Source organism: Kushneria halocnemicola (assembly GCF_965650455.1).
Taxonomy (GTDB): Bacteria; Pseudomonadota; Gammaproteobacteria; order Pseudomonadales; family Halomonadaceae; genus Kushneria.
The window spans coordinates 2,748,936-2,773,946 of record NZ_OZ287968.1 but is presented as its reverse complement, the minus strand read 5'-3'; the positions used below and the strand labels follow the sequence as shown (position 1 = coordinate 2,773,946).

Genomic DNA, 25,011 nt, shown 5'->3' with positions numbered 1-25,011 from the left:
CCCCTGGCAAAAGGAAACGCCCCCGACACTCAGAGCCGTGCCGGGGGCGTTTTGTTGTCGCCGCCATCGCCTTCTTCGAATGTCCCATCGGCAGACAGGCGCCGACGGTGCCATGCTCGACCAATCTCAAAAGAACGGTCATCGGATCAGAAGGGGAAAGCCATGATTGGAAAGGGCGTTTTGTGTGCCACCTGCGGCGTACAGTACGAGGAGACGGCAACGCCGCCCGAGCGGTGTCCGGTCTGTGAGGACGAGCGTCAGTACGTGCCGCTCGGTGGTCAGCGCTGGATCACGCCCGAGACGCTTGTCGCGCAGCATGCCAACGCGTTCAAACAGCTCATGCCCGGGCTTTTGAGCCTTCGCACCACGCCGAAATTCGGCATCGGCCAGCGGGCGCTGCTGCTGCAGACGCCGCACGGCAACGTGCTGTGGGACTGCCTCAGCCTGCTCGATGACGCCACGGTTCACCTCATTGAAGGCCTCGGCGGGCTGGCGGCCATCGCGATTTCCCATCCGCACTACTACAGCACCATGGCCAGCTGGGCCGAGGCCTTTGACTGCCCGGTACATCTGCACGGTGACGACCGCGAGTGGGTGATGCAGCCTTCCGAGCGGCTGTCGTTCTGGCAGGGTGACCGGCTCGAGGTGCTACCGGGCGTGATCCTCTACCGGCTGGGCGGCCACTTTGCGGGGGCCTGCGTATTGCACTGCCCGGCGCAGCGACTGCTGCTGGGCGGCGATACGCTGCTGGTGATGCCGGATGGCAAGCCCTCTTTCATGTGGTCGTATCCCAACAGCATTCCGCTGCCGGCGAGTCGGGTCCGGGCGATGGGGGAGACGCTTGAAACGCTGGCATTCGATGCCCTCTACTGCGCCTTCCAGGGCAGCGAAATCGTGGAAGGCGCCGGTGAGACCGTGCAGTATTCGGTGGCGCGCTACTGTCGCGCGCTCGAGTAGCGCCCCGCGCCGGCGCGCATACGACAACGCCCCCGTGCCGGCTGTCGGCACGGGGGCGTGATCTGGCGTCTGCGTTTGATTACTGCGCGGGCACTGCGCGAATCAGCGCGTCATCGCCGTTGTCGGTCAGAATCCACAGCGCCCCGTCCGGGCCCTGTTCGACATCGCGGACCCGGCCCAGGTCTTCGAGATAGCGCGCCTCACCGGTCACGCGGCCGTCTTCCAGGCTCAGCTGAACAATCCCGCCGGGCTTGAGCGAGGCGATCAGGGCATCCCCCTGCCATCCTGTAAACAGCTCACCGGTATAGAAGGTCATGTCGCCGGGCGCGATGACCGGGTCCCAGTAATAGACCGGCTGCTCCATGCCCTCCTGCTGCGTAATGCCCTCACCGATATCCGCGCCGGAATAGTCCTCGCCGTAGGTAATCACCGGCCAGCCGTAGTTGAGCCCAGCCTCGGGGCGGTTAAGCTCGTCGCCCCCTTTCGGGCCGTGTTCGATGGTCCAGAGCTCGCCTGTCCCGGGATGCAGGGCGGCGCCCTGGAGGTTGCGGTGGCCGTACGACCAGATGCTGTCCATCGCATCCTCGCGGCCCACGAAGGGGTTGTCGTCAGGTGTGCTGCCGTCGGCGTTGACGCGCACGACCTTGCCGATCGTGTTGTCCAGCGTCTGGGCCAGCTGGCGCGGCTCGACCAGCGAGCGCTCGCCCAGGGTGATGAAAAGCCGGCCGTTATTGTCCCATATGAGCCTGGAGCCAAAGTGTTTGGTGGACTCCCAGCCCGGCTGCTGCTGGAAAATGACCTCGACATCGCTGAGGCGCGTGTTGTCCTCGGAGAGGCGGCCGCGGGCCACGGCGGTGCCGTTTTGATCGCCATCGCGCGGCTCGGCGTAGCTCAGATAGACCCTGCGCTCGGTGTCGAAATCGGGGCCCAGGCTTACATCCAGCAGGCCGCCCTGGCCTCTGGCATCCATCTCGGGAAGGCCTTCGATCGGCTCGGACATCTCGCCATCCGGCGTAATGAGCCGCAGCCGACCGGCGCGCTCGGTGACCAGCATGTCGCCGTCGGGCAGAAAGGCGATGCCCCAGGGGTGTTCCAGGCCGTCGGCGATGATCTGTGTGTCGAGCTCGAGGGTATTTTCCAGCTGCGGTGCGCGGGTCTGATCCTCGAAGGCCGGCGTCTGTGAGGGGACGTTGGGTGGGCCGACATCGACCGGCTCGGCCACGGCAGGCGCCGTGGTCATCAGAACGGCGACAAAGGGCGATAGAAACGGCACGACACGCATGGGCACTCTCCAGGTGGTCTGAATCAATGATAACGGCCTGATTCAGCCTCGCATGCCACACGCGTCGATGCCCGGCGCCTTCAGCTCCGGCTCAAGCCGAAGGGCCGGGGGCGAGCTCGACTAGAGCATGCCGTCGGCGATGGCGCGTGCCATGGTCGGCGCCAGCGGCAAACGGGGCAAAAGCGTGGCCTGGTAGGCGTGATAGAGATCCGGCTTGCCCGACCATACGGTGTTTGACGGTTGATTGTGGCGATCAAGCTCCTGATGCCAGCTGCCGCGCTCGCGGTCGATCATGAAGCGGTCGATGTAGTCCCAGAACCGTCGATACCAGTGCTCGTAGTCACCACTGCCGGTGCGCTTGAGCAGCATCGCCGCGGTCGCGGCCGCCTCGGCCACCACCCAGTGCATACGCTCGTGCACCACCGGCGCATTGTTCCAGTCGTGGGTATAGATCAGCCCCGGTTCGCCATCGACCTGCCAGGCCAGCTCGGTGGCGCTGTGAAACAGGCCGCTGGCGTCCTCGAGCAGCCAGCCCGGCGTCTCGTCGCCCTCGCGTAGCAGGCTGCCTTCCAGATGCAGCATCAGCCGCGCCCACTCGAACGCGTGGCCGGGCGTGGCCCCATAGGGGCGAAACGCATCGCCGGGCTTGTCCCGGTTGTAATCGCGCCACTCCTGCCAGTCGCTGTCGAAATGCTCGACCACTCGATAGTCGTTGGGGCGTGCGTGCGCGTGGATGATCCTTTCGACAATCGACAGGGCGCGCCGGCGCCATACGGGCGCCTCGAGCACGTCGGCAAGCTGTAAAAAGGCCTCGGTGGCGTGCATGTTGCTGTTGCCGCCGCGATACGCCTCGTCATCATTCCAGTCGCGGGAGAAGCCCTCGCGCAGCCGGCCCTCATTTTCATCCCAGAAGTGCGTCTCGAGCACGTCGGTGATGTCGTCGAGCAGCGGCCCGGCGTCGTCATGACCGGCCTGCCAGGCGCTGGCGGCGGCGAGTGCGACAAAGGCGTGGATGTAGGCCTGCTTGGTCTGCGTTTCGCCCTCGCGCGGCAGCTCGCCATACCAGCCGCCATGCTCGTCGTCATGCAGGGCGCCGCGCAGCGCGGCCACGCCGTGGGCCACCAGGGGTGCGGCGCCGGGCTCGCCACGCATGGCCGCCAGCGCGAAGCAGTGGGTCATGCGCGCGGTAATCATGGTGTCGGGATGGGCGTCCTCCGGCAGTCGGCCGTCGTCGTCCAGCGCGGCAAAGCCGCACTCGGGATGGCGCGAGGCGCGATAGAAGGCCAGCAGGCGCTGGCCCTCGGTCTCGAGCCAGTGATGGTGGGCGCGGCGGTCGAGCCAGCTGTCGCCACGCGGGGAAAGATGTTGTGTGGTGCCGGGCATGGGGGTCAGGGCCTCCTTTATCCGTGATATAACGGTGCCGACCCGGCCAGAGAACGGCAGTGCCGGGGCGGGCAATAACCGCGCGCAGCCCCTGACGAGGGTCAGCGTCATGTGTCTGATATCCTGGTGGGCGTACAATCACCCCGCAAGGCTCATTCTCAATCCAAAAGGCAGCGTCGGCACCATGTCTCCCGAACTCTTCTGGGCCTTTCTGGCCGCCTCGGTACTGATCAGCATTACGCCCGGCGCGGGCGCCATCAATACCATGTCCAACGGCATTCGCTACGGACTCAAGCGCACCCTGCCGGCCATTCTCGGGCTGCAGGTGGGGCTGGGGCTGCAGATTCTGGTGGTGGGGGCCGGTCTGGGCGCGCTGCTGGCGTCCTCGGAACTGGCCTTCATGCTGATCAAGTGGGTCGGGGTGGCGTATCTGATCTATCTGGGTATCAGCAAGTGGCGGGAGAAGGCCGTCGACATCGAGGCGGCCTCGAGCGATGCGCCCCGGGAGGGCGCCATGGCGCGCTTCTGGAAAAGCGTGCTGGTCAATGTGACCAACCCCAAGGCGACCATTTTCATGATCGCACTGCTGCCGCAGTTTCTCGACCCGGCGCTGTCGCGTGTGGCGCAGTTTACCGTCATGGGGGTCACCATGATCGGCATCGACATCCTGGTGATGTGCGGCTTTGCCGGCCTGGCCACCCTGGTGGCCGGCTGGCTGCGCTCACCGCGTCAGCAGCGGCTGCTCAATCGCGTGTTCGGCGGGCTTTTCGTGTTCGTGGCCGGGCTGCTGGCGACCTGGCGTGCCTGAGGGCGTCAGGTGATCTCGCGCCAGGGCATGTCGATCGTCTCGGGAAAAGAGGTCGTGTCGACAGGCGATCGCAGCGGCTGCATCAGCTGGCCCCACCACCGGTCGTGCTCGGGCGTTTTGAAGTTCTTGAGCCCGCCGGTCGGTGTGAAGGTGATCTCGCCGAAATAGATGTGACCCGCCGTCAGATACAGATCCACCCGGGCAAAGTCGAACCCCTCGGACAGCCTTTTGGCCACCTCGATGGCGTCATCAAGGCGTTTGGGTTTCGGGATTCGCCGCCCGGTGGTGAAACGGTCCTTGACCACCTCGACCAGATTCCAGTCGACGTCGTAGTAATCCACGGCAAAATCGGTGAAGCGGTCCTGCACCACCTCGATATAGATTTCGGGGTCACGCCGGTCCGGGCGTCGAAAGCAGTAGAACTTGAAGTCCATGGGCGGGCGGTTGTAGTCATCGAGCAGCAGCGCTTCAAACAGCAGCCGGGGCTCGATCTCCCGATAGTGCGACTCGCGGCTGACGGCGTAGTAGTCGGCGTTCATCCAGTGTCTGCCGATGCTGTCCAGAAGCTGTAGCGGATAATCCTGCTTGTTTCTCACCAGCAGATTGAAGCCCGAGCCGTGATTGCCCTTCATGACAAAGCTTTCCGGCAGCCGGGCGTACATGGCCGGCGTCAGCTCGGTTGTCTGACCATGACACGGAATCAGATACTCGTCACCGACAATGGCGGCCACGTAATCGCGTACCGCGTACTTGTCGCTCAATATCGAGTACACCGGCTCAGGGTCAAAACGACGCCGGCAGATCTTTTCATTAAAGGTCTGCGGGCGGTTCAGATCCGGAAACTTTCCAAACTCGCGTCGGTAGACAAACGAGACATACAGCTTGTCGTTGATACGCGATGTCAGTGCCTTGCGCGCTCTGCGAGCGAGCGATCTGCAGGTGGCGCCGGGTGTCCTCTGCCCGGTGCCGTCGACGGGGGCTCCCCTCATGCCACTGATCCCTTGATTCCAGGAGGACAAGACCTCGTCCTCGTTATGTAAGCGTCTTGTGTTTCTTAAGGTGACATTGTGCTGTGCTTATCACTGTGCTGGAAAAGTCATGTTTTCAACTTAAGATCGCGCAGACCGTCTGATTCGGCAGTCATTTTAATTTGTTACCACACAGAAAGGCCGCTCGCCCCGGGTGTGGTGGCGAACGGCCTGCCATGGCGTTTGTCCCCGTTTCATGGCTGAAAACGCCCTGCCGGCAGGCCGACAGGGCGTTTTGTCAGCCGCCGGCAGGCGGGTAGAACCAGTCGACGACGCCCAGAGTCATGAAGGGCACGTAGGTCACGATCATCAGCAGTACAAACAGCGCGCCGATCATGGGCAGGTTGACCTTCGTGGTCTGCCACATATCGGTCTTGGCAATCGAGCAGGAGGTCGCCAGTACCGAGGCCACCGGCGGAGTCTGCTGGCCGATGGCCAGATTGAGCGTCAGAATCAGACCGAACTGAATGGGGTCGACACCGATCTGCTGGATCAGCGGCATCACGATCGGCACCACCAGGATAATGGCCGCCGCACCGTGCAAAAACATGCCCAGTACCAGTAGCAATACGTTCAAAAGTGCCAGCACCAGAATCGGGTTTTGCGTGATGTCCAGAATGCCGCGGGCGAGCTGCTGCGGGATCTGCATTTCGGTGAGATAGACCCCCAGAATGGCCGAGGTGGCCACCAGCAGCATGACCACCGACGTCTGCACCACGCCATCCAGCACGGCGCGATATAAAAGCCTTGCGTTGAACTCGCGGTAGATGCACCCACCGATGACCAGCGCAGCCAGCACTGCGATGCCGGCGCCTTCGGTGGCCGTGACAAAGCCGCTGAAGATGCTGCCCAGAATCACTACCGGCAGTAAAAGCGCCCAGAAGGCCTCTCGAAACGCCTTGCCCAGCCGTGACAGGGAGAAGCTCTCCTCGCGCGGCAGGTTGTATTTGACCGCGTAGTAATAGCAGCAGCCCGCCAGCAGCACGCCGCCCAGAATGCCCGGCACGATCCCGGCCACGAACAGCTTGATGATGGAGGTTTCGGCGATGGCGCCGTAGAGAATCATCGACAGCGACGGCGGGATAATGATGGCAAGCGAGGCCGAGGATGACGTGATGGCGGCGGCGAAGTTGGCGTTGTAGCGTCGCTTTTTCATCTCCGGAATCAGAATCGAGCCGGTGGCGGCCACATCGGCCACGGCCGAGCCCGAGATCTCGGCAAAAAACATCGACACGCCCACGTTGACCATCGCCAGCCCGCCCCGGACAAACCCGATCAGCGCCGAGACAAAGTTGATCAGCCGCTTGGACAGCCCGGTGGTGTTCATCAGGGCGCCGGCCAGAATGAACAGCGGAATGGCCACCAGCGGAAAGCTTGAGGCCCCGGTAAACAGCGCCAGCGGCACGTTGACCAGTGAATCAAACCCCTGAGCAACAATGATGCCTACCACCGCGACCACGCCGATGGCCACGGCAATGGGCACATTGACCAGCACCAGGGCAAACAGTGCCGGAATCACGAGCAAAATATTCATGAGCGTCTCCCGTGCTCGGCGTGGCTGGCCTGCGCTTCTTCAATCGCGGCGTCGATCTCTGCCTGCTCGCTGTCCCGGTTTTGCTGCATGTCGCGCCAGGCCTGCGGCATGCTGACCAGCTCACAGAGAATAAAGAGCACCGCGCTGATGGGGATCACCGACTGCACCACGTCCATGGTGACCGAGGGGAGCGAGGCCATCGTGTCCCAGCCCACCACCGGCAGCACCAGATAGCCATACCAGGCAATGATGGCGTAGAAGGCGATCACAACGATTTCCGAAAATACGAACAGCGCGGCGCGAAGCGGTACCGGCATCTTTTTGACCAGCCCGGCAAAACCCATGTGCGCGCGCTTGAGCGCCGCAAGCGCGGCGCCGTAAAAGCTCAGCCAGCAAAGCCCGATGGCGGCGACCTCGTCGTACCAGGGCAGCGACCAGCCCAGCGTGCGATAGAACACTCCCATCAGCACCACGACCGTCAGCGCCAGCAAAAGCCCGACGCAGAAGACCTCCAGCGTTTTCTCCAGCGCCGTCTTCAATAGATGACCCACGCCGCGCTCTCCCGGCGCATGCGCGGGGGAGGCCTCCTTCAGTCGCGTGCGGGGGAACCCCTCCTGCGAGTGTGTCTGTGCCATGACGTACTCCCTTGTCGTTGTGCGTCACCGGTCAGTTTTGGCCTTCAGCGCCGCGGGCCCGCTCGATCAGGGTCTCGCCCCCGTCGACCCGTTCGGCGAAGCGCTCGTAGACCGGCTGGCTGGCCTCGATAAAGGCGTCGCGATCTACCTCGTTGATGTTGATGCCTTCGGCTTCAAAGCGCTCGAGCAGCTCATCGTCGATTTCCTGACCGCGCTTGAAGGCCCACTGCTGTGCCGCCTGGGCCTCTTCATGAATGGCTTCGCGGACCTCCCGGCTCTGGCGGTCCCACCAGTCGAGGCCGGTCATCAGCCAGAAGGGCGAATAGACGTGATTGGACATCGACAGATAGTTCTGCACCTCATGAAGACGTGCGCCGTAGATGTTGGTCAGCGGGTTTTCCTGACCGTCGATGACGCCCGTCTGCAGGCCGACAAAGACTTCGGAAAAGGCCATCGGCGTGGGGTTGGCGCCCCACTGGGTGAACATCATGCTGCGCCACTCGCTGGGCGGAACGCGGATCTTGAGGCCCTTGAGATCGGCCGGGGTGTTGACCGCCCGACGGTTGTTGGTGATCTGGCGAAAGCCGTTCTCCCAGGTCGAGATCGGCACCAGCCCGCGCGCGCGGGCTCGCTCGGCCAGATCGGTCATGACCAGCTCGTCGTTGATGCGCTGCATCTGTTCGCGACTGTTGATCAGGTAGGGCAGATCGAACAGGGCAAAGGCCGGTACGACCGAGGACATCACGGTGGAGATGCCGGCCATGTCGACGGTTTTCAGGCGCAGTTTCTGCACCAGCTGCTTCTCGTCGCCGATCTGGCCGCTGTCGTAATACTCGATCTGATAGTCATCGCCCAGCCGTTCCTGCAGGGCGTCGGCAAAGCGTTTGGTCGTCTGGCCCTGCAGGCTCTGGGCCGAGCCACCGATGGCGATGGTGATCTTCTCGGCCAGGGCCATGCCGGGGGCGGCCAGCAAACAGCTCGCCACCGCGGCCGCGATCAAGGGGGAAATCCGAATGCGCATCATGAGGTCACTCCTTTAGACAGGATGCCCGGGCGGGCGGAAGGATCAGTCGTTTGTGGCAAGCGCTCGGGCATCGCGGGCGCGCGTTGCCATGCGGGCGGCCAGCAATAGCGCCTGGCGCGAGGCGCCGATGTCGGCGACGCCGCGCCCGGCAATGTCGTAGGCCGTGCCGTGGGCCGGCGTACACACCGGAAAGGGGAAGCCGCCGAGCATCGTGACGCCGCTGTCAAAGCCCATCAGCTTCATCGCGATCTGGCCCTGGTCGTGATACATGGTCAGCACCGCGTGATAGCCCTCGCGCGGGGCGCGCAGGAAAACCGTATCCGCCGGAAAGGGCCCTTCGACATCCCAGCCCCGGTCACGGGCCTGTGCCACCGCCGGGGCGATAATCTCGATCTCCTCGGTGCCGAAGTTGCCACCGTCGCCGGCGTGCGGATTAAGACCTGCCACCGCGATGCGCGGCGTTTTGATGCCGGCCTGCTCAAGGCACTGCTGGGTCAGCGCGATCTCTTCGAGGATGGCCTTTTCATTGAGGGCTGCGGCGACCTGCGACAGCGGGATGTGCGAGGTCACCCGGGCATTCCAGATGTTGTCGAGTATGTTGAATTCACGCGCTTTGCCTTCAAAGCCGACGGCGCGCGCTACAAAGCGGATCTCGTCGTCATAGTCGGGGTTGGCGTAGCGCATCGCCTGCTTGTTGAACGGCGTAAAGCACACCGCCTCCACTTGCCCCTCACCGGCCAGCGCCAGCGCCTCGTTGAAGTTGCGCGAACAAAAGGTGCCGCCGGCCAGCGAGGGCACACCGCGCTCGATGTCATCAACTGCCAGATGACCGAGATCGATAAAGGCGGCCTGATCCGGCGGGCTGTCCTTCAATGCGTCAAGGGTGGTCGTGATCAGCTCGGGAGAGAGACTGGCCGCGCGGGCGCCTTCATCGAAAATGCGCCGATCGCCAATGATCACCAGCCGGGCGGCGGCGTTGACGGCCTCATCGGTGGCCAGTCGGGCGGTCAGTTCCGGGCTGATGCCGGCCGGGTCGCCCATCGCCAGCGCGATCAGGGGGCGGTAGGTTCCAGCAGAGGTGGTATGGGTCATGGCATGTCTCACCGTTGGCGAAGGAAAAATCCTGCTTGACGATGAGCCTGCGCCCGAATGAATAATGTATACATTATACGTTGGTCGTTAAATGCTTCTGAGCCTCCTGGACATAAGTTCAAGCACAGCAGGGCGCAACACGACTTACGCTCAGGGCAGGGCAAGGCCACGGATATCTGCCCTGTATCGATGTCAAAAGGCCGGCATTTTGCCCATTGCAACGAGTGAGACCCATGAACGACAGACCCACCCCCCGTGATGGCACGCCAGGCACCATCGCACGTGCGTCGCTGCATGACGCCATTACCAATCGCCTGCGTGACATGATCATTGAAGGCGAGCTCGAGCAGGGCGCGCGCATCTATGAAGGCCCGCTGTGTGAGTCTCTGGGCGTATCGCGTACGCCCCTGCGCGAGGCGCTGCGCTTTCTGGCAAGCGAGGGGCTGGTGGAGCTGGTCCCGCAGCGCGGCGCCCGCGTGCGTCAGTTCTCGGCCCGCGATATCGAGGACATGCTGATTCTGATTCGCTCGCTGGAGGAGCTGGCGGCTCGACTGGGCTGTCAACGTGCCGACGATGACGAGATTGCCGGAGTGCGGGCGCTGCACGAGCGCATGCTGGCCTGCTATCACCAGAGGGACCGGCTTGAGTACTACAAAAACAATCAGCTGATCCACTCGGCGATGGTGGCGCTGTCTCACAACGAGCCGCTGATCCAGACGCACGACTCGCTGCAGTCACGGCTCAAGCGGGTGCGCTTTATCGGCCATGATGGCCCGGACAAATGGGCCGCCGCCGTCGATGAGCATGAACGCATCATGACAGCGCTGGAGGCCCGTGATGAAAACGCCCTGGTCGCCGCGCTGGGAGAACACCTGGGCTATGCCTGGGAGCGGGTCAGAGATGTCGTATAGCCGGAACGGTCAGCCTGTCGCGGCAGGGCCCCGGCGGGGCAGATAGTGCACGTGCAGACAGCCGTGATGCGGCGAGCGCTCGATCACGGTGTCCACGCCGTAGACGTCTCGAATACGCTCGGGCGTAAGTACTGACTCCGGCGTTCCGGCAGCTGCCACGCGGCCTTCCTTCAAAAGCACCAGCTGATCGCAGAACATGGCAGCGAGGTTGAGATCGTGCAGGGCCATCACGCAGGTGGTGGACAGCCGCCGGACCAGGGCAAGAATCTCGAGCTGGTGCTGGATGTCGAGATGGTTGGTGGGCTCATCGAGCAACAGCTCCCGCGGGCGCTGGGCCAGCGCCCGGGCAATATGGACGCGCTGGCGCTCGCCGCCGGACAGCGTGTGCCAGCTCTGATGGCGCCGGCTGCCCATGCCGACCTGGGCAAGCGCCTGCTCCACGGCGGCGGTGTCGGCGGCGCCCCAGCCGCTGAGAATCGAGCGCCACGGGGTGCGGCCCAGCCGGACCACGTCCAGCACGGTGACATCGGCATCGGTGGTGGCGCTTTGCTCGACCAGCGCCAGCCGCCGGGCCACGTCGCGGCGTCCCAGCTGATCGATCGAGGTGTCATCGAAGGTGATCACGCCGTCGGTGGCGCGGCGCAGGCCACACAGAAGGCGCAGCAGCGACGACTTGCCCGAGCCGTTGGGGCCGAGCAGGGCGACAGTCTCGCCTGGGGTGATCGCAAGGCTCACGTCATCAACGATCAGGCGACCGGCCGTGGACCAGCTCACCCCGTGGGCCTGTATCGACATGCTATGTCTCTCCGGGTGAGTAAGTGATCGATTTCATTACATCGGCGGTCTGGCGCGGTATAAAATCATTGCAAACACCGGCGCACCGACCAGGGCGGTGACCACGCCGATGGGCAGGCTCTGGCTGGGCAGGATCACGCGCGAGACGATATCGGCCAGCACCATGAAAATCGCCCCGATCAACAGCGAGGCCGGCAACAGCCGCACGTGCGCGGTGCCGACAATAAAGCGCGCGGCGTGAGGAATAACCAGCCCGACAAAGCCGATCGCGCCGACCATGCTGACCATAGTCGCAGTCATCAGCGCCGTGACGGCAAACAGGATCAAACGCACCGCGCCGACCGGAATGCCCAGCGCTGCGGCGGCGTCCTGACCGAAGGTAAAGGCGTCCAGCGCCCGGGCAAACAGCAGACAGATCAAAAACCCTGGAATGACTACGGCCAGTGCCAGGGTGACATCCGGCCAGCGCACGCCGCCCAGATTGCCCAGCAGCCAGAACATGATGCCGCGCACCTGTTCGGCGCTCGCCGAGGTGCTGATCACCCAGGCGGTGAGCGCGTTAAAAAGCTGCGAGCCGGCAACGCCTGCCAGAATGATGCGGTTGGGGCCGGTGGAGGCGCCCCGCGACAGCGCCAGCACCACGGCAAAGGCGCCCAGCGCGCCCAGAAAGGCCCCCAGCGACAGCCCGACAACGCCGCCGCCCACGCCCAGCACCATGATGCACACCGCTCCGGTCGAGGCGCCCGCCGAGATGCCCAGTACGTAGGGCTCGGCCAGCGGATTGCGCAACAGCGCCTGCAAAATGGCGCCGCACAGTGCCAACCCTGCGCCGCAGCAGGCCGCGACCAGTGCCCGGCTCAGGCGATACTCGCGGATGATGCTTTCATGAATGCGGTCAAGTGGGTACTCACTAACGCCTAATGCGTTGCTCAGCGCCTTGAAGGTCGTGGCCAGCGGAATATGAATCTCGCCGATCGACACTGCCAGCGCCATCGCCAGCACCAGCACCGCCAGGGCCAGCACGATCAACCCCAGATGCAGGCCCTGACGATGTCGGGTGCCGGACGCCGTCAGGCTCATGGGGCCTCGTTCGAGGCGGGCTCGGCAGTCAGGCCCAAGTCACTCAGGCCACTGGCCACGATCTCCAGCCCCTCGACGGTGCGCAGGGTCGGGTTCATCGCCTGGGCATCGAGCACGATAAACCGGTGATGCTTCACGGCGCTCATCTCGCGGGTGACCGGGTCGTTTTCCAGAAAGTCGATCTTTTGATGGATGTCGTCGGCCGGGAAATTGCGTCGCGCCATCTGCCCCAGCACGATCACATCCGGGTCAGCGGCGGCGATGCGCTCCCAGCTCACGGCCGGCCACTCCTCGTCGCTTTCAATGATGTTGTGGGCGCCGAGTTTTTTCATGATGTAGCCCGGTGCGCCGAGCTGCCCGGCCACCCAGGCCTCCCCCGAAAGCTCGGCGCTGGAAAACCACCACACCATGGAAAGATTGTTTGGGATGCCGGCACCGGCGGCCACGGCGTCACGCTCGCGCTGCATTAGCGTATCGACCAGCTCGGTGCCGCGCTCGGGGACGTTGAAAATCTCGGCCAACTCTTCGATTTCGCGGTGGATCAGCGTCATGTCAAAGGCCTGTGTGCGGGCGCCATCACTGTTGGCCTCTCCGCCGTAGACCCGGCCCACGCAGTCGGTCGGGGAGAGATAGGTGGGCACGCCGAGCGCGGCAAACTGCTCGCGGCGAGCCACGCGCCCCTGGGGGCCGACATCGGTTTCAAACTGCGCCGCCACCAGGTCAGGATTTTGCCCCAGCACGCTCTCAAAACCCGGCACGCCGCTTGAAAGACGCGGGACGTGATCGTTGGCGGCGCTGAGCGGCGCCGGCACGTCACCGATCCAGACCGCGCTGGCGGCCATGCGATCGGCAAGCCCCAGTGAGAGCAGAATCTCGGTGGTGTTCTGGCCGATGCTGACCGCGCGCTGCGGCGGGGCGTCAACGGTGACCCGGGTGCCGCAGTTGTCCAGTGTGATCGGGTAGGGGGCAGCGGTGTCGGCGGCCTGCGCCTTGAAAACGGGCGCCATGAAAAGAAGCAGCAAGGCAGCAGGGCGCAGAAGGGCAGAAGGCATCGAAGAGTCCGGTGAGCAGGCAATGGATCAGGACGTGAACATACCCGACGCACCGGATCGACAAAAGCGAGCCGAATTCAGTCGGGTATGTCGCGTCATTCATGCAGGCGGTCAGGCCCTGTTGTTCAGAACATGAGGCTCAGGTCCGGGCGCGCTCCTGGCGCAGTGACAGTACCAGCATCCAGAGCGTGACCGCCGAGCAGGCCGCCATCGCCAGTACCACGGCGGTAACCGACATCGGCAGGCGCGAGGAGAGCGCGCTGACCACACCGGCAATGCCGAACTGCGACGCCCCCAATAGCGCCGCGGCCGTGCCGCTGTTGACGCCGAAGTATTCGATAAACGAGGCCTGAATGTTGGGCGCGATCGCCCCGACCATGCCAATGCTGACCATCATCGCCGGCAAAAACACATAAAGCCCCGCATCGAAGACGCTGGCCAGCAGCAAAACGCCAATGGCGCCGGCCTGGATGCAGGTCGCCCCGCGCAGAATGCGCCGTGAGCCAAAACGCTCCAGCAGCGAGCGGTTGGTCAGATTGGCGATCAGCATGACGATGACGTTCGCCCCGAACAGCAGCCCGAAGGTGTGCTCATTGGCGCCGAAATGCGTCTGATAGACAAAGGAGGCGTGGGTGACAAAGATCATCAGCACCGAAAACGAGGCGGCCTGCCAGAACAGAAAGGGTAGCGCCTGGCGGGTGGCCAGCACCTGGGCGTAGCGCTTGAAGATACTGACCTTCGGCCCCGGCGGGGCACTCGGCGCGGCCTTGCCGGTGTCCTTGAACGCGACCATTTTCAACAGCGGAATGACCAGCAGGGCATAAAGTGCCAGAAACAAAAAGATGAACGGCCAGCCGCCCAGACTCAGCAGCACGCCACCCACGGTCGGGGCGATGCCGGGGGCCACGACCATGATCAGCCCGATCAGGCTGAAAAGCCGCGCCGCTTCCACACCCTGAACGCGGTCGCGCACCAGTGCCGGCACCGAAACCAGCGTCCAGCCGGCGCCAAAGGCCTGCAGGGCGCGAAAGGCCAGCACGCTGTCGAGCTGCTCGCTTTGCCAGATCAAAAGACTTGCCACGCTATACAGGATCAGCCCCGAAAACATGATCTTCTGACGCCCGAACTGATCCGACAGCGGCCCGCCGATGAGCTGGCCGATCGACATCGTGAAGATATAGATCGACACGCTCAGCGAGACATCGCTGATGGACACGCCCAGAGACTCGGCCATGGCAGGAAAGGCGGGCAGATAGGCGTCAAGCGAGAAGGGGCCGATGGCGGCCGTCAGCGCCAGCACCACGGCCAGCGAGAAATGAGAAGGGGTTCTGGATGCCATGAAGCGTTTGCGCCTGAAGTCGATCGAGGAAGTGAAGCCGCTATTATGGCGAAGTGAGATGCATTATCAACGAGCGTCTCCCCGGCCGCCCACGCAACGGGGCGGCCGGACGGGCGCGCAGGGCCTGTCGATTACGCACTGCCGGTCGCAGGCGCCGACGTCAGGGCCTGACAGGCCTGGGCAATGCGCTCGCACGCCTCGCCCAGGCGCTCGGTGGCGGCGGCAAAGGAGACGCGAAACCAGGGCGCCAGGCCAAAGGCCGTGCCCGGCACCACGGCCACGTGCGCCGTCTCGAGCAGAAACCGCGCCACGTCGACATCTCGCTCAAGCACCTCGCCGCCCGGCGTCTGGCGACCGATCAGCCCCTGACAGCTGATAAAGAGATAAAACGCGCCTTCGGGGGCGCGACACGACAGCCCGTCAATGGCGTTAAAGGCCGCCGTGCACATATCGCGACGCTGGCGGAAAATCTCGAGATGCTCATCGAGAAAGTCCTTTGAGCCGTTAAGCGCCTCCACGGCCGCGGCCTGAGAGATGGCGCTGGGGTTGGTGGTCATCTGGCCCTGAAGCGTCGCCATGGCGCGGATCAGATCCTTCGGGCCGCCGCCAAAGCCGATGCGCCAGCCGGTCATGGCGTAGCCCTTGGAGACGCCGTTGACGGTGAGGGTGCGCTCGTAAAGCTCCGGCACGACGGCGGCCAGAGTGGTAAAGGCCCAGCCGTCGTAGGTCAGGTACTCGTAGATGTCGTCGCTGATCACGAACACGTGGGGGTGGCGCTTTAACACCTCGCCCAGGGCGACAAGCTCATCGCGATGATAGCCGGCACCGGTTGGGTTGGCCGGCGAGTTGAGAATCAGGCACTTCGTCTGTGGGGTAATCGCCGCCTCGAGCTGCTCGGGGCTGATTTTGAAGGCCTGTGTCTCACCGCACTCGACGCAGACCGGCATGCCGCCGGCCAGGCGCACCATGTCCGGGTAGGAGACCCAGTACGGTGCGGGGATGATGACCTCGTCGTCGGGGTCGATCAGGGCAAACAGGGCGTTGAAGATGACCTGTTTGCCGCCGGTGCCCACCGAGATCTGATCGGTTGAGTAGCGCAGGTTGTTGTCGCGCTCGAACTTGGCCGCGACCGCCTGCTTGAGCTCGGGGGTGCCATCGACATCGGTATAGCGGGTGTGGCCGTTGTCGATGGCACGCTTGCCGGCCTGCGCGATGTGGGCGGGTGTGTCGAAATCCGGCTCGCCCTGCGACAGGGTAATGACATCCAGGCCTTCGCGGCGCATCTCGGCGGCGCGGCGTGAAATGTCGATCGAGGCGGAAGGCTTTATCGTGCTCAGGCGGCGGGCAAGCGTGGTCATGGTCAACGTTCCGGTCATCAGGGGTCGAGTCCCAGAGTAGCGGCTTTGACCGCGGGCGACCACGCATACGCCGCCCGGGTGCGGCTCAGGTCGGCGGCTGGCGGATCAGCTGACGCAGCAGGCGCATCATGGCGGCAACGCCCGGGGGCAGCTGCTGGCGGCGCAGGCTGACCAGTCCATAGGGCTGCACGCTCAGCCGCGTGGACGAGGCGATGATGCGAAAGCGCTGCGGGTCGCACAGCAGTTCGGCCACGCCCCGGGTCGCCACGGTCAGAAACGAAGAGGCGTTGACCAGCGCCAGTGAGGTGGTCAGATCCGAGGTGTCCACGATCCAGTGGGGCGGTTCAAGCCCGCGATGGCGCAGCAGATCATCAACACGCTGGCGCATCAGGGTGCCGGGCGGCTGCAACGCCCAGGGGTAGTCGACCATGGCGGCCAGATCCGGCACCGGCTGCTCGGCCAGCGGGTGGTTCCGGCTGCAGATGAAACAGATTTCCTCCTCGCCGATCTCCTCGAACACGAAGTGCTCGCCGGAAAAACCGGCCGGAATGCGAGAGATCACAAAATTGTAATGACCGTCCATCAGTCCGGATATCAGCGCCCGGCTGACATCGACGTGCACATTGATGCGAAGTCCGGGGCGCTCGCCGTGCATCTGCTCTATGGCGCGTGTGAGCAGTGCCACGGCCGGCTCCATCACCGTGCCGACCCGGACCAGCCCGGCGTGTCCTGCCTGAATGGCGTTGAATTCCTCACCGGCGCGCTCAAGCTCATCGATGATGGTGCGGGCGCGACGAATCATCAGCTCGCCGTACAGATTGGGCGAGAGCCCACGGCCGTGGCGTTCGAACAGCGTGGTGCCTAGACGCTCCTCGAGTTCAATCAAAAGCCTCGAGGCCGCCGGCTGGCTGATGCCCAGCACTTCGGCGCTGCGATGCAGGTTGCCCTGCTCACCCAGGGCCACAAACAGCTGCAGATGACGCAACTTTAGTCGTGATCGGAAAAACCAGTCTTCTGGCAGAGTCCCCATGACGTGCGGCTCGTTATCGGTGTGATATCAAAATGGTCATCACTTTGCGGCGTGACCGGCATTGGTCGGGTATTGCCCGGGGACGATATCGTCTGCGGTATTGGACTTACAGCGATGTAAGGCATTTTGCGACCAATGGCGCATCGGCCCGCCCGGGCGTCATGGTCTGACCCGGAGCCGGTTATGCCCAGCACGCCTGAAGCTGCGTTATCCACACCCCTTTTGCTTTTGATCTCGGCGATGGCGATTGCCATTTTGCTGGTGCTGATCATTCGCGTGCGCCTGCACCCTTTCTTCTCTCTGGTCATCGTCAGTATCGGCACGGCGCTGGCCACCGGTATCGGCGTGGGCGATCTGATCGAGACCCTGACCGGCGGCTTTGGCCGAACGCTGGGCAACGTGGCCATGCTGATCGGCTTTGGCGCCGTGCTCGGGCGGATCGTTGCCGTCTCCGGCGGTGCGCGAGTGCTCTCCGACACCCTGATTCGCATCTGCGGGCGCGAGCGCGCGCCGCTGGGGCTGTCGATCGCGGCCCTTCTGTTCTGCTTTCCGATCTTTCTTGATGCGGCCTATGTGGTGATGCTGCCGATCATCTTTGCCGTCGCCCGCGAGCTCAAGGGCTCGCTTTTGCTCTACGGCCTGCCGGTGGCGGGCTCGGCGCTGGTCATGCACGCGCTGATGCCGCCCCACCCGGGGCCGGTCGCGGCAGCGGTCTTTCTGGAGGCCGATATCGGTCTGGTGCTGTTCGTCGGGCTGCTGGTCGGTCTGCCCACCTGGTATGTGATGGGTTATCGCCTGGCCGTCACCCTGGCCAACAAGACGCCGTTTCAGTCGGTGCCTGATGTGATGGGCGGTGAGGAAGACGACGGCGGCCCGCGGCCGGCCTTTGGCACCGTGCTGCTGGTGCTTTTGCTGCCGCTGGTGCTGATTTTCATGAACACCGGCATCTCGACGCTGATCTCGGCCGGCACTCTGCCCGATGACAACGCGCTGCTTGATGCCTTCGTCGTCATCGGCGAGACCCCGATCGCACTGTTGATCAGCACCTGCGTGGCGATGTGGCTGCTGGTGTTTCGCCGTGGCCTCAAAGAGCCGATGGAGGCCGTCAACGACATTATCGAGAAGGCGCTGGCGCCGGTGTGCACCATCATCCTGATTACCGGTGCCGGCGGCATGTTCGGCGGGGTGCTCACCGCCAGCGGCATCGGCAACGCCCTGGCGGAAAGCCTGGATGCGATCGGTATGCCGCTGATCCTGGCCGGCTATCTCATCGCCTCGGTCATTCGTATCGCTCAGGGCTCGGCCACCGTGGCCGGCACCACGGCCGCCGGCATCATGGCGCCTGCCGTGCTGGCCGAGCCGGCGCTGGCCGGCATGCCGGCGGCGTGCATCACGATCGCCATCGTGGCCGGTGCCATCGGCTATTCCCATGTCAACGATTCGGGCTTCTGGCTGGTCGGCCGGTTTCTGCAGGTCGAGACCCGCACCATGCTGCGCACCTGGAGTGTGATGTCGACCGGGATTTCCCTGATGGCCTTTGGTCTGGTCTGGGCGCTGTTTGCCCTGGTGACATAAGGGCCCTGTCCCTGTCAGCGGGCCCGCCGGCCATGCCCCGGGCCCTGATGAACGTTTTCTGCAAGCCCCTCAAAAGGAGATGTACCCATGCCTTATACCGCTGATGACTGGCCGATCACGGCCGCCCTGCTGCAGTTTTCCGGCGTTGATGCCCAGGGGCGCGCCGTCAACGAGGCCGACGCCTCACACTGGCAAAGCGTGTTCGAGGAAGTTCGCGATGCCGGTTTTGACAACGCCGATCTTTTCGACAGCTGGATCAAGCCCGGCGATCTTTCCGGTGATCGGCTGGAAGCGCTCAGTGGCGCGGCGAAGAAGGTGGGTATCGGGTTGCCGTCGGTCTCGGCGATTCGTCGCAGCGTGATCGACGCCGAGCATGGCGAGGACAATCTGGCCTACAGCCACCGCACGCTGGAAGCCGCCGCGGCGCTGGGCTGCCGGGTGGTCTCCTTTGGCCTGCACCAGGCCCTGACCCCGGAGCAGCAAAAGCAGCTGTGGTTCTGGACCGTGGAAGGCCACAAGGACCCGAAGGCCGATCGCGACATGTGGAATCTGGCCGTGAAGCGTCTGCAGGAGCTGGGCCGCCACGCCGACGAGCTGGGCCTTTTGATGTCGCTTGAGATGTATGAAGACACCTATCTGGGCACGGCGGATTCATCCGTGGCGCTGGTCAAGGATATCGGTCTGGACAACGTCGGCATCAATCCGGACGTGGGCAACCTGATCCGTCTGCACCGCCCGATCGAGCCCTGGCTCGAGATCATGGAAAAGACCATGCCGTATGCCAACTACTGGCACGTCAAAAACTATATCCGCGACGAGGACGTGGCACGCGACTACTACGTGGCCATGCCCGCGCCGCTGGAATCGGGTCTGATCAGCTATCGCAAGGCGTTCGAGATTGCACTGGCCAACGGTTTTCAGGGAATCATCTGCACCGAACACTACGGCGGCGATGGCCTGAGCGTGTCCAGCAGCAACCAGCGTTACCTGCGCGAGAAGATCCTGCCGCGCACATCGGACTATGCCCTCGGCAAAAGCCAGGTGCGCCAAGGCTGATCAGCCTCTGACCGCGATATGACGACACCATGAGTACAGGGAGTGAAGGTTCATGACACGTAAAATTGCCATTGTCGGCTCGGGCTACATGGGCGGCGGTATCGCCCAGGTCATGGCGCTGGCCGGTGCTGACGTATTGATCAGTGATGTGTCGCTTGAAGTGACGCAGGCCAACCGTGAACGCCTGATCGAGGAAACCCGCAAATTCGTCGCCGACGGCCTGTTTCCGAGTGACGCCGTCGAGCGCATCGAACGCCAGGTGAAGGTCGCAGAATCCATCGAGGACGCGGTGCGCGATGCCGATTTCATCGAAGAGGCGGTGCCCGAGAAGATCGACATCAAGCACGAGATCTTTCGTCGCGTCAGCGCCGCGGCGCGCCCCGATGCGATCATCGCCACCAACACCTCGACCATCTCGATTGCCAAACTGTCCGAGGCCGTGACGCATCCGGAACGGTTTCTGGGCGTGCACTTCTCCAACCCGTCGCCGTTCGTGCCGGGCGTGGAGATCATCCCGCATGAAGGCACGGCCTCCGATATCGTCGAGAAGGCCTGTGCCATCGTCCATGAAACCGGCAAGGAGACGGCCACGGTCAAGGACGTCACCGGCTTTGTGCTCAACCGGTTGCAGTACGCGCTGTTTCACGAAGCAACGCAGCTGCTGGAAGAGGGCGTGGCCAGCGCCGAGGACATCGATACCCTGGTGCGCACGACGTTTGGCTTCCGGCTGCCGTTTTTCGGCCCGTTCGCGATCGCCGACATGGCGGGGCTGGATGTCTACAACTTCTGCTATCAGTCGCTGCAGACCGACTTCCCCGAGCGCTTTGCCACCCCCGAGGCGCTCAGCTCGCTGATCGATCAGGGCAAGATGGGCACCAAAAGCGGCGGCGGTTTTACCGACGTGCCGGCCGAGCGCATTCCTGACCTGATTGCCTGGCGCAACCGGGCCTACGTGAAGCTCTCGGAGCTGATGAAGGAGCTCGGGCCGCCGCCGATGAAATAATCCGGCTGACGGCTGTTTTTGAAAGCGCCTGCTCGGGTTACCGAGCGGGCGCTTTTTTATGTCTGAAGGCGCGCGCCGAAAAGATAGAGTGGCCGTCGTGGCTGCGCCAGGCTCTGGTCATTGCCTATTCATCCAAGGGAGAAAGCCCATCATGGCATCACGACGCGATTTTCTGGCCCTGAGTGCGGTGGCCGCAGCGGCCGGCGTGGCCGCGCCCCGTCTCATGGCAGCGCAAAAAAAGGGTGGCGACAGCGATCAGGCGCGCCGCGACGAGGCATTGCCGAACAATCCGCCGCTGGCCATGGATCTCTTTCCCCCCGAGCACAAGTACGGCGTGGGCGGTACGCAGCTGGGCAACATGTACCGGGTGACCTCCGAAGAAGAGGCCACGGGGATGCTGGCGGCGGCCTGGGAAGGCGGCGCGCGCCACTTTGACACTTCCCCCTGGTACGGTCTTGGGCTCTCGGAGCGGCGCCTGGGCCGGTTTTTGTTTGACAAGGACCCGAGCGAGTATCTGCTTTCGACCAAGGTGGGGCGGCTTCTGATCCCGGATGCCTCGACCAAAAACGCCGGCAACTGGCAGGGCAATCTGCGCACGAACTACCGCTATGACTACTCCGCCGATGGCGTGCGCCGCTCCATCGAGGACAGCCTGCAGCGTATGGGCGTGTCCAAGATCGATCTGGTCTATATCCATGATCTGTCGCCGGACAACAAGGACATGGGGTCGCAGTGGCAGGAGTATTTCGAGACCGCCCGCAAGGGGGCCATTCCCGAGCTTGAGCGCCTGCGTGATGAAGGCATCATTGGCGGCTGGGGCATGGGCGTCAACGAGATCGAGCCGAGCCTGGCGGCCATGGACGCCGGTGACCCCGATGTCATTTTGCAGGCCACGCAGTACACCCTGCTCAACCATCGCGACGCGCTGGACCGGCTGTTTCCGGCCTGCCGCAAGCGCGACGTGTCGCTGGTGATCGGCGCCCCGCTGGGCTCGGGCTTTCTGGCCGGCAGCAACCACTGGATGTATGAGACCGACATTCCCGACGGTTTTGCAGAGAAGCGCGATCGCATCAGCGCCATTGCCCGTGATCACGGCACGGACCTGCGCACCGCGGCGCTGCAGTTCACCGCCGCACCCGACGTGGTTGGCGCCACCATTCCCGGCGCACGCACGGCCGAGCACGCCCGCGAGAATCAGGCCTCGATGACCGTCGATATCCCGGCGGATTTTTGGGACGCACTGAAATCGGAAGGGTTGATCGAGAGTGACGCGCCCGTGCCGGGTCAGGCCTGAGTGCTAGAGCAGTAGCTTTTCTTTTGTCGCGATCATTCAGGGGCCATGTTTCACGTGAAACATGGCCCCTGTTTGTTGAACGGATGTCGGCCTAGCCCATTGCCTGAGTGATCAGGCCAAATCGCACCAGCGCTGCCTCGTCACTGTCGGGGCCGCGGCGCATGCGCACCACCCGGTCCACGCAGACAAGCCCCGCATCGATCAGCCACTGATCATCTTCCGGGTCGACCAGATCCAGCCGCACGAAGGCCCCTTCGGCGCGGGCCAGCAGTGAGGCCATCAGCGCACGGGCCTGCTCTGGCGTTTCGGCCAGCACGGGGCCGATATGCTCGCCGCGCCCGAAGGGGCGGCGCAGGGCCACGCCGACCAGCCGGCCGTCGCGTTCGATAACGGCGCCATCGGTGGCCTGATCCACGGCCTTGCGGTGAACGGGGTTGTCGGGCGCCAGCGCCATGACGGATGCAGTGTCCTCGTCGGTCATGGCGCGCAGCCCGTCGGTGTCCGGCACCTGCACGGCGGTCGTGACGCTGCCCTGGTACTGGCAGACCGTGTTGCACGGCGCGAAGCCGAGTTTTTGATACAGCGGGGCGCCGGCCACGGTCGCTACCAGAAACTGGGTGCGATCCTCGGCCAGCGCCATCAGGCGAGTCATCATGGCGCGCCCCAGCCCCTTGCCCTGCCAGGCATCATCAACGATGACCAGTCCCAGCGTGGCCGCCTGACCCTGTGGCAGGCAAAATCCCGTGCCGATCAGTTCGCCGTCGGGGTCTTCCAGCGCCACGCCGTGGCCCAGTTCGAGCATCATGGCCCAGTCCTCGATGCGATGGGGCCAGCCCAGCCCCTGCGACAGTACATGGGCCGGGGCCAGGTCGGTGTCGTGCAGCGGGCGCCAGTACAGATCGCTCAGGGCGGCGTCGGATGAAGGCAGCGAGGATAGTGAAGACATGACGGCAGGCTCCCGTTGAAGGTGTCAGCGTGTGGTGGCAGGACTGTCGCATGCACCCGGCGTGCGTGCCACATCATTGAGGACCGGGCGATGCAATTCGGCAGATCTGACCGAATGGGGGTGTCTTTGGCGCATCAACTGCGCCGGGCGCGATCACACTCGGCACCCCGTGCCGGGCCATTGGTCGTAGCATGAAGGGAGCGTCTCGCCCCGAGTACCGGGCGTGTTCCTTCCCTGCCCGAGAGAGCCTGTCATGTCCAGTTTCGACCCCGCCCGTATCACGATTCCCTGTGCCCACTTCCTGCATGGCCGTCAGGTGCGCGATGACGCGGCGCTCGAGGTGCGTCGACCGGCCGATGGGCAGGCCTATGCCGGGCTGCCGCTTGGCGATGCCGAGCGCGTCGATGAGGCGGTCATCAGCGCGCGTCAGGCCTTCAGGCGCGCCGACTGGGCGCGGTGTGCCCCGCGCGAGCGCGCTCGCATCATGCGCCGCTGGGCGGATCTGATCGAGGCCGATATCGACTATCTGGCCGCGCTCGAGGCGCTGGGCTCGACCCGGCCAATCGATCAGGCGCGCGCCTGGGATGTGCCCTATACCGCCGAGGGCATCCGCTTTTTTGCTGAATTTGCCGACAAGCACGGCGGCGAGGTGGCCGCCACCGCCCACGACAGCCTGGGGATGCAGATTGCCGAACCGCTGGGCGTGGTCGGCGCCATCGCGCCCTGGAACTTTCCGCTGAGCATGACCTGCTGGAAGGTGGCTCCGGCGCTGGCGGCCGGCAATACGGTGGTATTAAAGCCCTCCGAGATGACCCCGTTTACGGCGGTACGCCTGGCCGAGCTTGCCATCGAGGCCGGCATGCCGCCGGGCGTTTTCAACGTGATTCAGGGCGATGGCCCCACCACCGGGGACGCGCTGTGTCGCCATCCCGACGTGGCGAAAATCACCTTTACCGGCTCCACGGTGACCGGTCGCGCCATCATGGGCGCCTGCGCCGAGACCGGGCCGAAACCGGTGACGCTGGAGCTGGGCGGCAAGAGCCCGCAGCTGGTCTTTGGCGATATCCCGGATCTCGACCGCACCGCTAAAACGCTTGCCGGGGCGATCACCGGCAACGCCGGCCAGGTCTGTGTGGCGGGCTCGCGCCTTTTGATCGAGCGCTCGCTGATGGCGCCCATGATCGAGCGGCTGAACGCGCAGTTTGACGGGCTGGCGCCGGGACTGACCTGGCAGACCGGCACGCGCTTTTCGCCCATCATCTCCGAGACCCAGGCCGGGCGCATCGAGTCGGTGGTTGCCCGCGCCATTGATGCCGGCGCCGAGCTGATCACCGGCGGGGCACGCTTTGAAACGAATGCCGGCGGCTGCTTTTATCGCCCCACGATCCTGCAGGTCGACAAAAGCGATAATCCGGCCGTTCATGAGGAGATTTTCGGCCCGGTGCTCACCGTTCAGGCCTTTGACAGTGAAGAGGAGGCCCTGGCGCTGGCCGAACACGAGATGTACGGCCTGGCCGCCGGGGTGCACACGGCCGATCTCGGGCGCGCCCTGCGCGCGGTACGTCAACTCAGCGCCGGCACGGTCTGGGTCAATCGCTATGGACGCAGCAACGACTACATCCTGCCCACCGGCGGCTACAAGCGCTCCGGCATCGGGCGCGATCTGGGGCGGGCCGCCTTTGAGGCCAACCTGCATCACAAAAGCGTGCTGATCGACCTGAACCCCTGAGGCGAGGCGTCATCGTGACGTCGCAGGCCATGTCATAATCCGGCGCCTGAGTGAAGCATCCGGTATGAGAGATGCCAACAACAAGACAAGAGGGTTTCGA

22 protein-coding genes are annotated in these 25,011 nt (G+C 64.2%); 8 read left to right on the top strand and 14 right to left on the bottom strand.

All coding sequences use genetic code 11. The features are described 5' to 3' along the window. Positions 1-162 precede the first annotated feature (162 nt). Positions 163-957, top strand: a complete 795-nt coding sequence (locus ACS92L_RS12595) for an MBL fold metallo-hydrolase (protein WP_438765279.1) — start codon at positions 163-165, stop codon at positions 955-957. 79 nt (positions 958-1,036) lie between these two features. Here ACS92L_RS12595 and ACS92L_RS12590 read toward each other — a convergent pair whose 3' ends face one another. Together ACS92L_RS12590 and ACS92L_RS12585 are read right to left on the bottom strand one after the other, a co-directional pair. Continuing rightward, a complete protein-coding gene (locus ACS92L_RS12590; protein WP_438765278.1) occupies positions 1,037-2,239 on the bottom strand; it encodes a PQQ-dependent sugar dehydrogenase in 1,203 nt (400 codons plus the stop codon). 120 nt (positions 2,240-2,359) lie between these two features. Further along, complete coding sequence (locus tag ACS92L_RS12585; protein ID WP_438765277.1) at positions 2,360-3,733, bottom strand: D-mannose isomerase; 1,374 nt, start codon at positions 3,731-3,733, stop codon at positions 2,360-2,362. 73 nt (positions 3,734-3,806) lie between these two features. On the opposite strand from ACS92L_RS12585, the gene rhtB reads away from it, so the two are divergent. Next, positions 3,807-4,430: a homoserine/homoserine lactone efflux protein gene (rhtB, locus tag ACS92L_RS12580; RefSeq protein WP_438765276.1), complete on the top strand. Its 624-nt coding sequence runs from the start codon at positions 3,807-3,809 to the stop codon at positions 4,428-4,430. A 5-nt stretch (positions 4,431-4,435) separates the two neighbouring features. Here rhtB and ACS92L_RS12575 read toward each other — a convergent pair whose 3' ends face one another. From ACS92L_RS12575 to ACS92L_RS12555, 5 genes are all read right to left on the bottom strand, one after another. Then, entirely contained in the window at positions 4,436-5,419 is a 984-nt protein-coding gene (locus tag ACS92L_RS12575) for an ATP-grasp fold amidoligase family protein (protein ID WP_438765275.1), read from the bottom strand. A 277-nt stretch (positions 5,420-5,696) separates the two neighbouring features. Beyond that, positions 5,697-6,992: a TRAP transporter large permease gene (locus ACS92L_RS12570; RefSeq protein WP_438765274.1), complete on the bottom strand. Its 1,296-nt coding sequence runs from the start codon at positions 6,990-6,992 to the stop codon at positions 5,697-5,699. Continuing rightward, positions 6,989-7,627, bottom strand: coding sequence for a TRAP transporter small permease (locus tag ACS92L_RS12565; protein WP_438765273.1), 639 nt, complete (start codon positions 7,625-7,627; stop codon positions 6,989-6,991). The genes ACS92L_RS12570 and ACS92L_RS12565 overlap by 4 nt, the downstream gene beginning before the upstream one ends. Positions 7,628-7,658: 31 nt before the next feature. Beyond that, a complete protein-coding gene (locus ACS92L_RS12560) occupies positions 7,659-8,651 on the bottom strand; it encodes a TRAP transporter substrate-binding protein (RefSeq protein ID WP_438765272.1) in 993 nt (330 codons plus the stop codon). Between the two features lie 42 nt (positions 8,652-8,693). Further along, on the bottom strand, positions 8,694-9,743 hold the full coding sequence (locus tag ACS92L_RS12555) for a 4-hydroxythreonine-4-phosphate dehydrogenase PdxA (protein ID WP_438765271.1): 1,050 nt from the start codon (positions 9,741-9,743) through the stop codon (positions 8,694-8,696). Positions 9,744-9,976: 233 nt separating this feature from the next. On the opposite strand from ACS92L_RS12555, the gene ACS92L_RS12550 reads away from it, so the two are divergent. Continuing rightward, positions 9,977-10,654, top strand: a complete 678-nt coding sequence (locus tag ACS92L_RS12550; protein ID WP_438765270.1) for a GntR family transcriptional regulator — start codon at positions 9,977-9,979, stop codon at positions 10,652-10,654. Between the two features lie 9 nt (positions 10,655-10,663). On the opposite strand, the gene ACS92L_RS12545 is transcribed toward ACS92L_RS12550, so the two are convergent. From ACS92L_RS12545 to ACS92L_RS12520, 6 genes are all read right to left on the bottom strand, one after another. Next, entirely contained in the window at positions 10,664-11,449 is a 786-nt protein-coding gene (locus ACS92L_RS12545; RefSeq protein WP_438765269.1) for an ABC transporter ATP-binding protein, read from the bottom strand. Between the two features lie 36 nt (positions 11,450-11,485). Next, complete coding sequence (locus ACS92L_RS12540; RefSeq protein ID WP_438765268.1) at positions 11,486-12,529, bottom strand: FecCD family ABC transporter permease; 1,044 nt, start codon at positions 12,527-12,529, stop codon at positions 11,486-11,488. Continuing rightward, the gene (locus tag ACS92L_RS12535; protein ID WP_438765267.1) at positions 12,526-13,581 is read right to left on the bottom strand and encodes an ABC transporter substrate-binding protein; all 1,056 of its coding nucleotides are present in this window, start codon (positions 13,579-13,581) and stop codon (positions 12,526-12,528) included. The genes ACS92L_RS12540 and ACS92L_RS12535 overlap by 4 nt, the downstream gene beginning before the upstream one ends. Positions 13,582-13,720: 139 nt before the next feature. Continuing rightward, the gene (locus tag ACS92L_RS12530; RefSeq protein WP_438765266.1) at positions 13,721-14,920 is read right to left on the bottom strand and encodes a multidrug effflux MFS transporter; all 1,200 of its coding nucleotides are present in this window, start codon (positions 14,918-14,920) and stop codon (positions 13,721-13,723) included. 131 nt (positions 14,921-15,051) lie between these two features. Further along, positions 15,052-16,278 carry a pyridoxal phosphate-dependent aminotransferase gene (locus tag ACS92L_RS12525; protein WP_438765265.1) on the bottom strand — a complete coding sequence of 409 codons (1,227 nt, stop codon included), beginning with the start codon at positions 16,276-16,278 and terminating at the stop codon, positions 15,052-15,054. 85 nt (positions 16,279-16,363) lie between these two features. Beyond that, a complete protein-coding gene (locus ACS92L_RS12520) occupies positions 16,364-17,308 on the bottom strand; it encodes a LysR substrate-binding domain-containing protein (RefSeq protein ID WP_438765264.1) in 945 nt (314 codons plus the stop codon). A 183-nt stretch (positions 17,309-17,491) separates the two neighbouring features. Between ACS92L_RS12520 and ACS92L_RS12515 the strand changes: the two genes are divergently transcribed. From ACS92L_RS12515 to ACS92L_RS12500, 4 genes are all read left to right on the top strand, one after another. Then, entirely contained in the window at positions 17,492-18,883 is a 1,392-nt protein-coding gene (locus ACS92L_RS12515) for a GntP family permease (RefSeq protein ID WP_438765263.1), read from the top strand. 87 nt (positions 18,884-18,970) lie between these two features. After that, positions 18,971-19,939, top strand: a complete 969-nt coding sequence (locus ACS92L_RS12510) for a sugar phosphate isomerase/epimerase family protein (RefSeq protein WP_438765262.1) — start codon at positions 18,971-18,973, stop codon at positions 19,937-19,939. Between the two features lie 52 nt (positions 19,940-19,991). Further along, a complete protein-coding gene (locus ACS92L_RS12505; RefSeq protein ID WP_438765261.1) occupies positions 19,992-20,942 on the top strand; it encodes a 3-hydroxyacyl-CoA dehydrogenase family protein in 951 nt (316 codons plus the stop codon). 151 nt (positions 20,943-21,093) lie between these two features. Then, entirely contained in the window at positions 21,094-22,236 is a 1,143-nt protein-coding gene (locus ACS92L_RS12500) for an aldo/keto reductase (RefSeq protein WP_438765260.1), read from the top strand. 91 nt (positions 22,237-22,327) lie between these two features. On the opposite strand, the gene ACS92L_RS12495 is transcribed toward ACS92L_RS12500, so the two are convergent. Continuing rightward, positions 22,328-23,182, bottom strand: coding sequence for a GNAT family N-acetyltransferase (locus tag ACS92L_RS12495; protein ID WP_438765258.1), 855 nt, complete (start codon positions 23,180-23,182; stop codon positions 22,328-22,330). A gap of 253 nt (positions 23,183-23,435) precedes the next feature. Between ACS92L_RS12495 and ACS92L_RS12490 the strand changes: the two genes are divergently transcribed. Further along, complete coding sequence (locus tag ACS92L_RS12490; RefSeq protein ID WP_438765257.1) at positions 23,436-24,911, top strand: aldehyde dehydrogenase family protein; 1,476 nt, start codon at positions 23,436-23,438, stop codon at positions 24,909-24,911. Positions 24,912-25,011 lie beyond the last annotated feature (100 nt).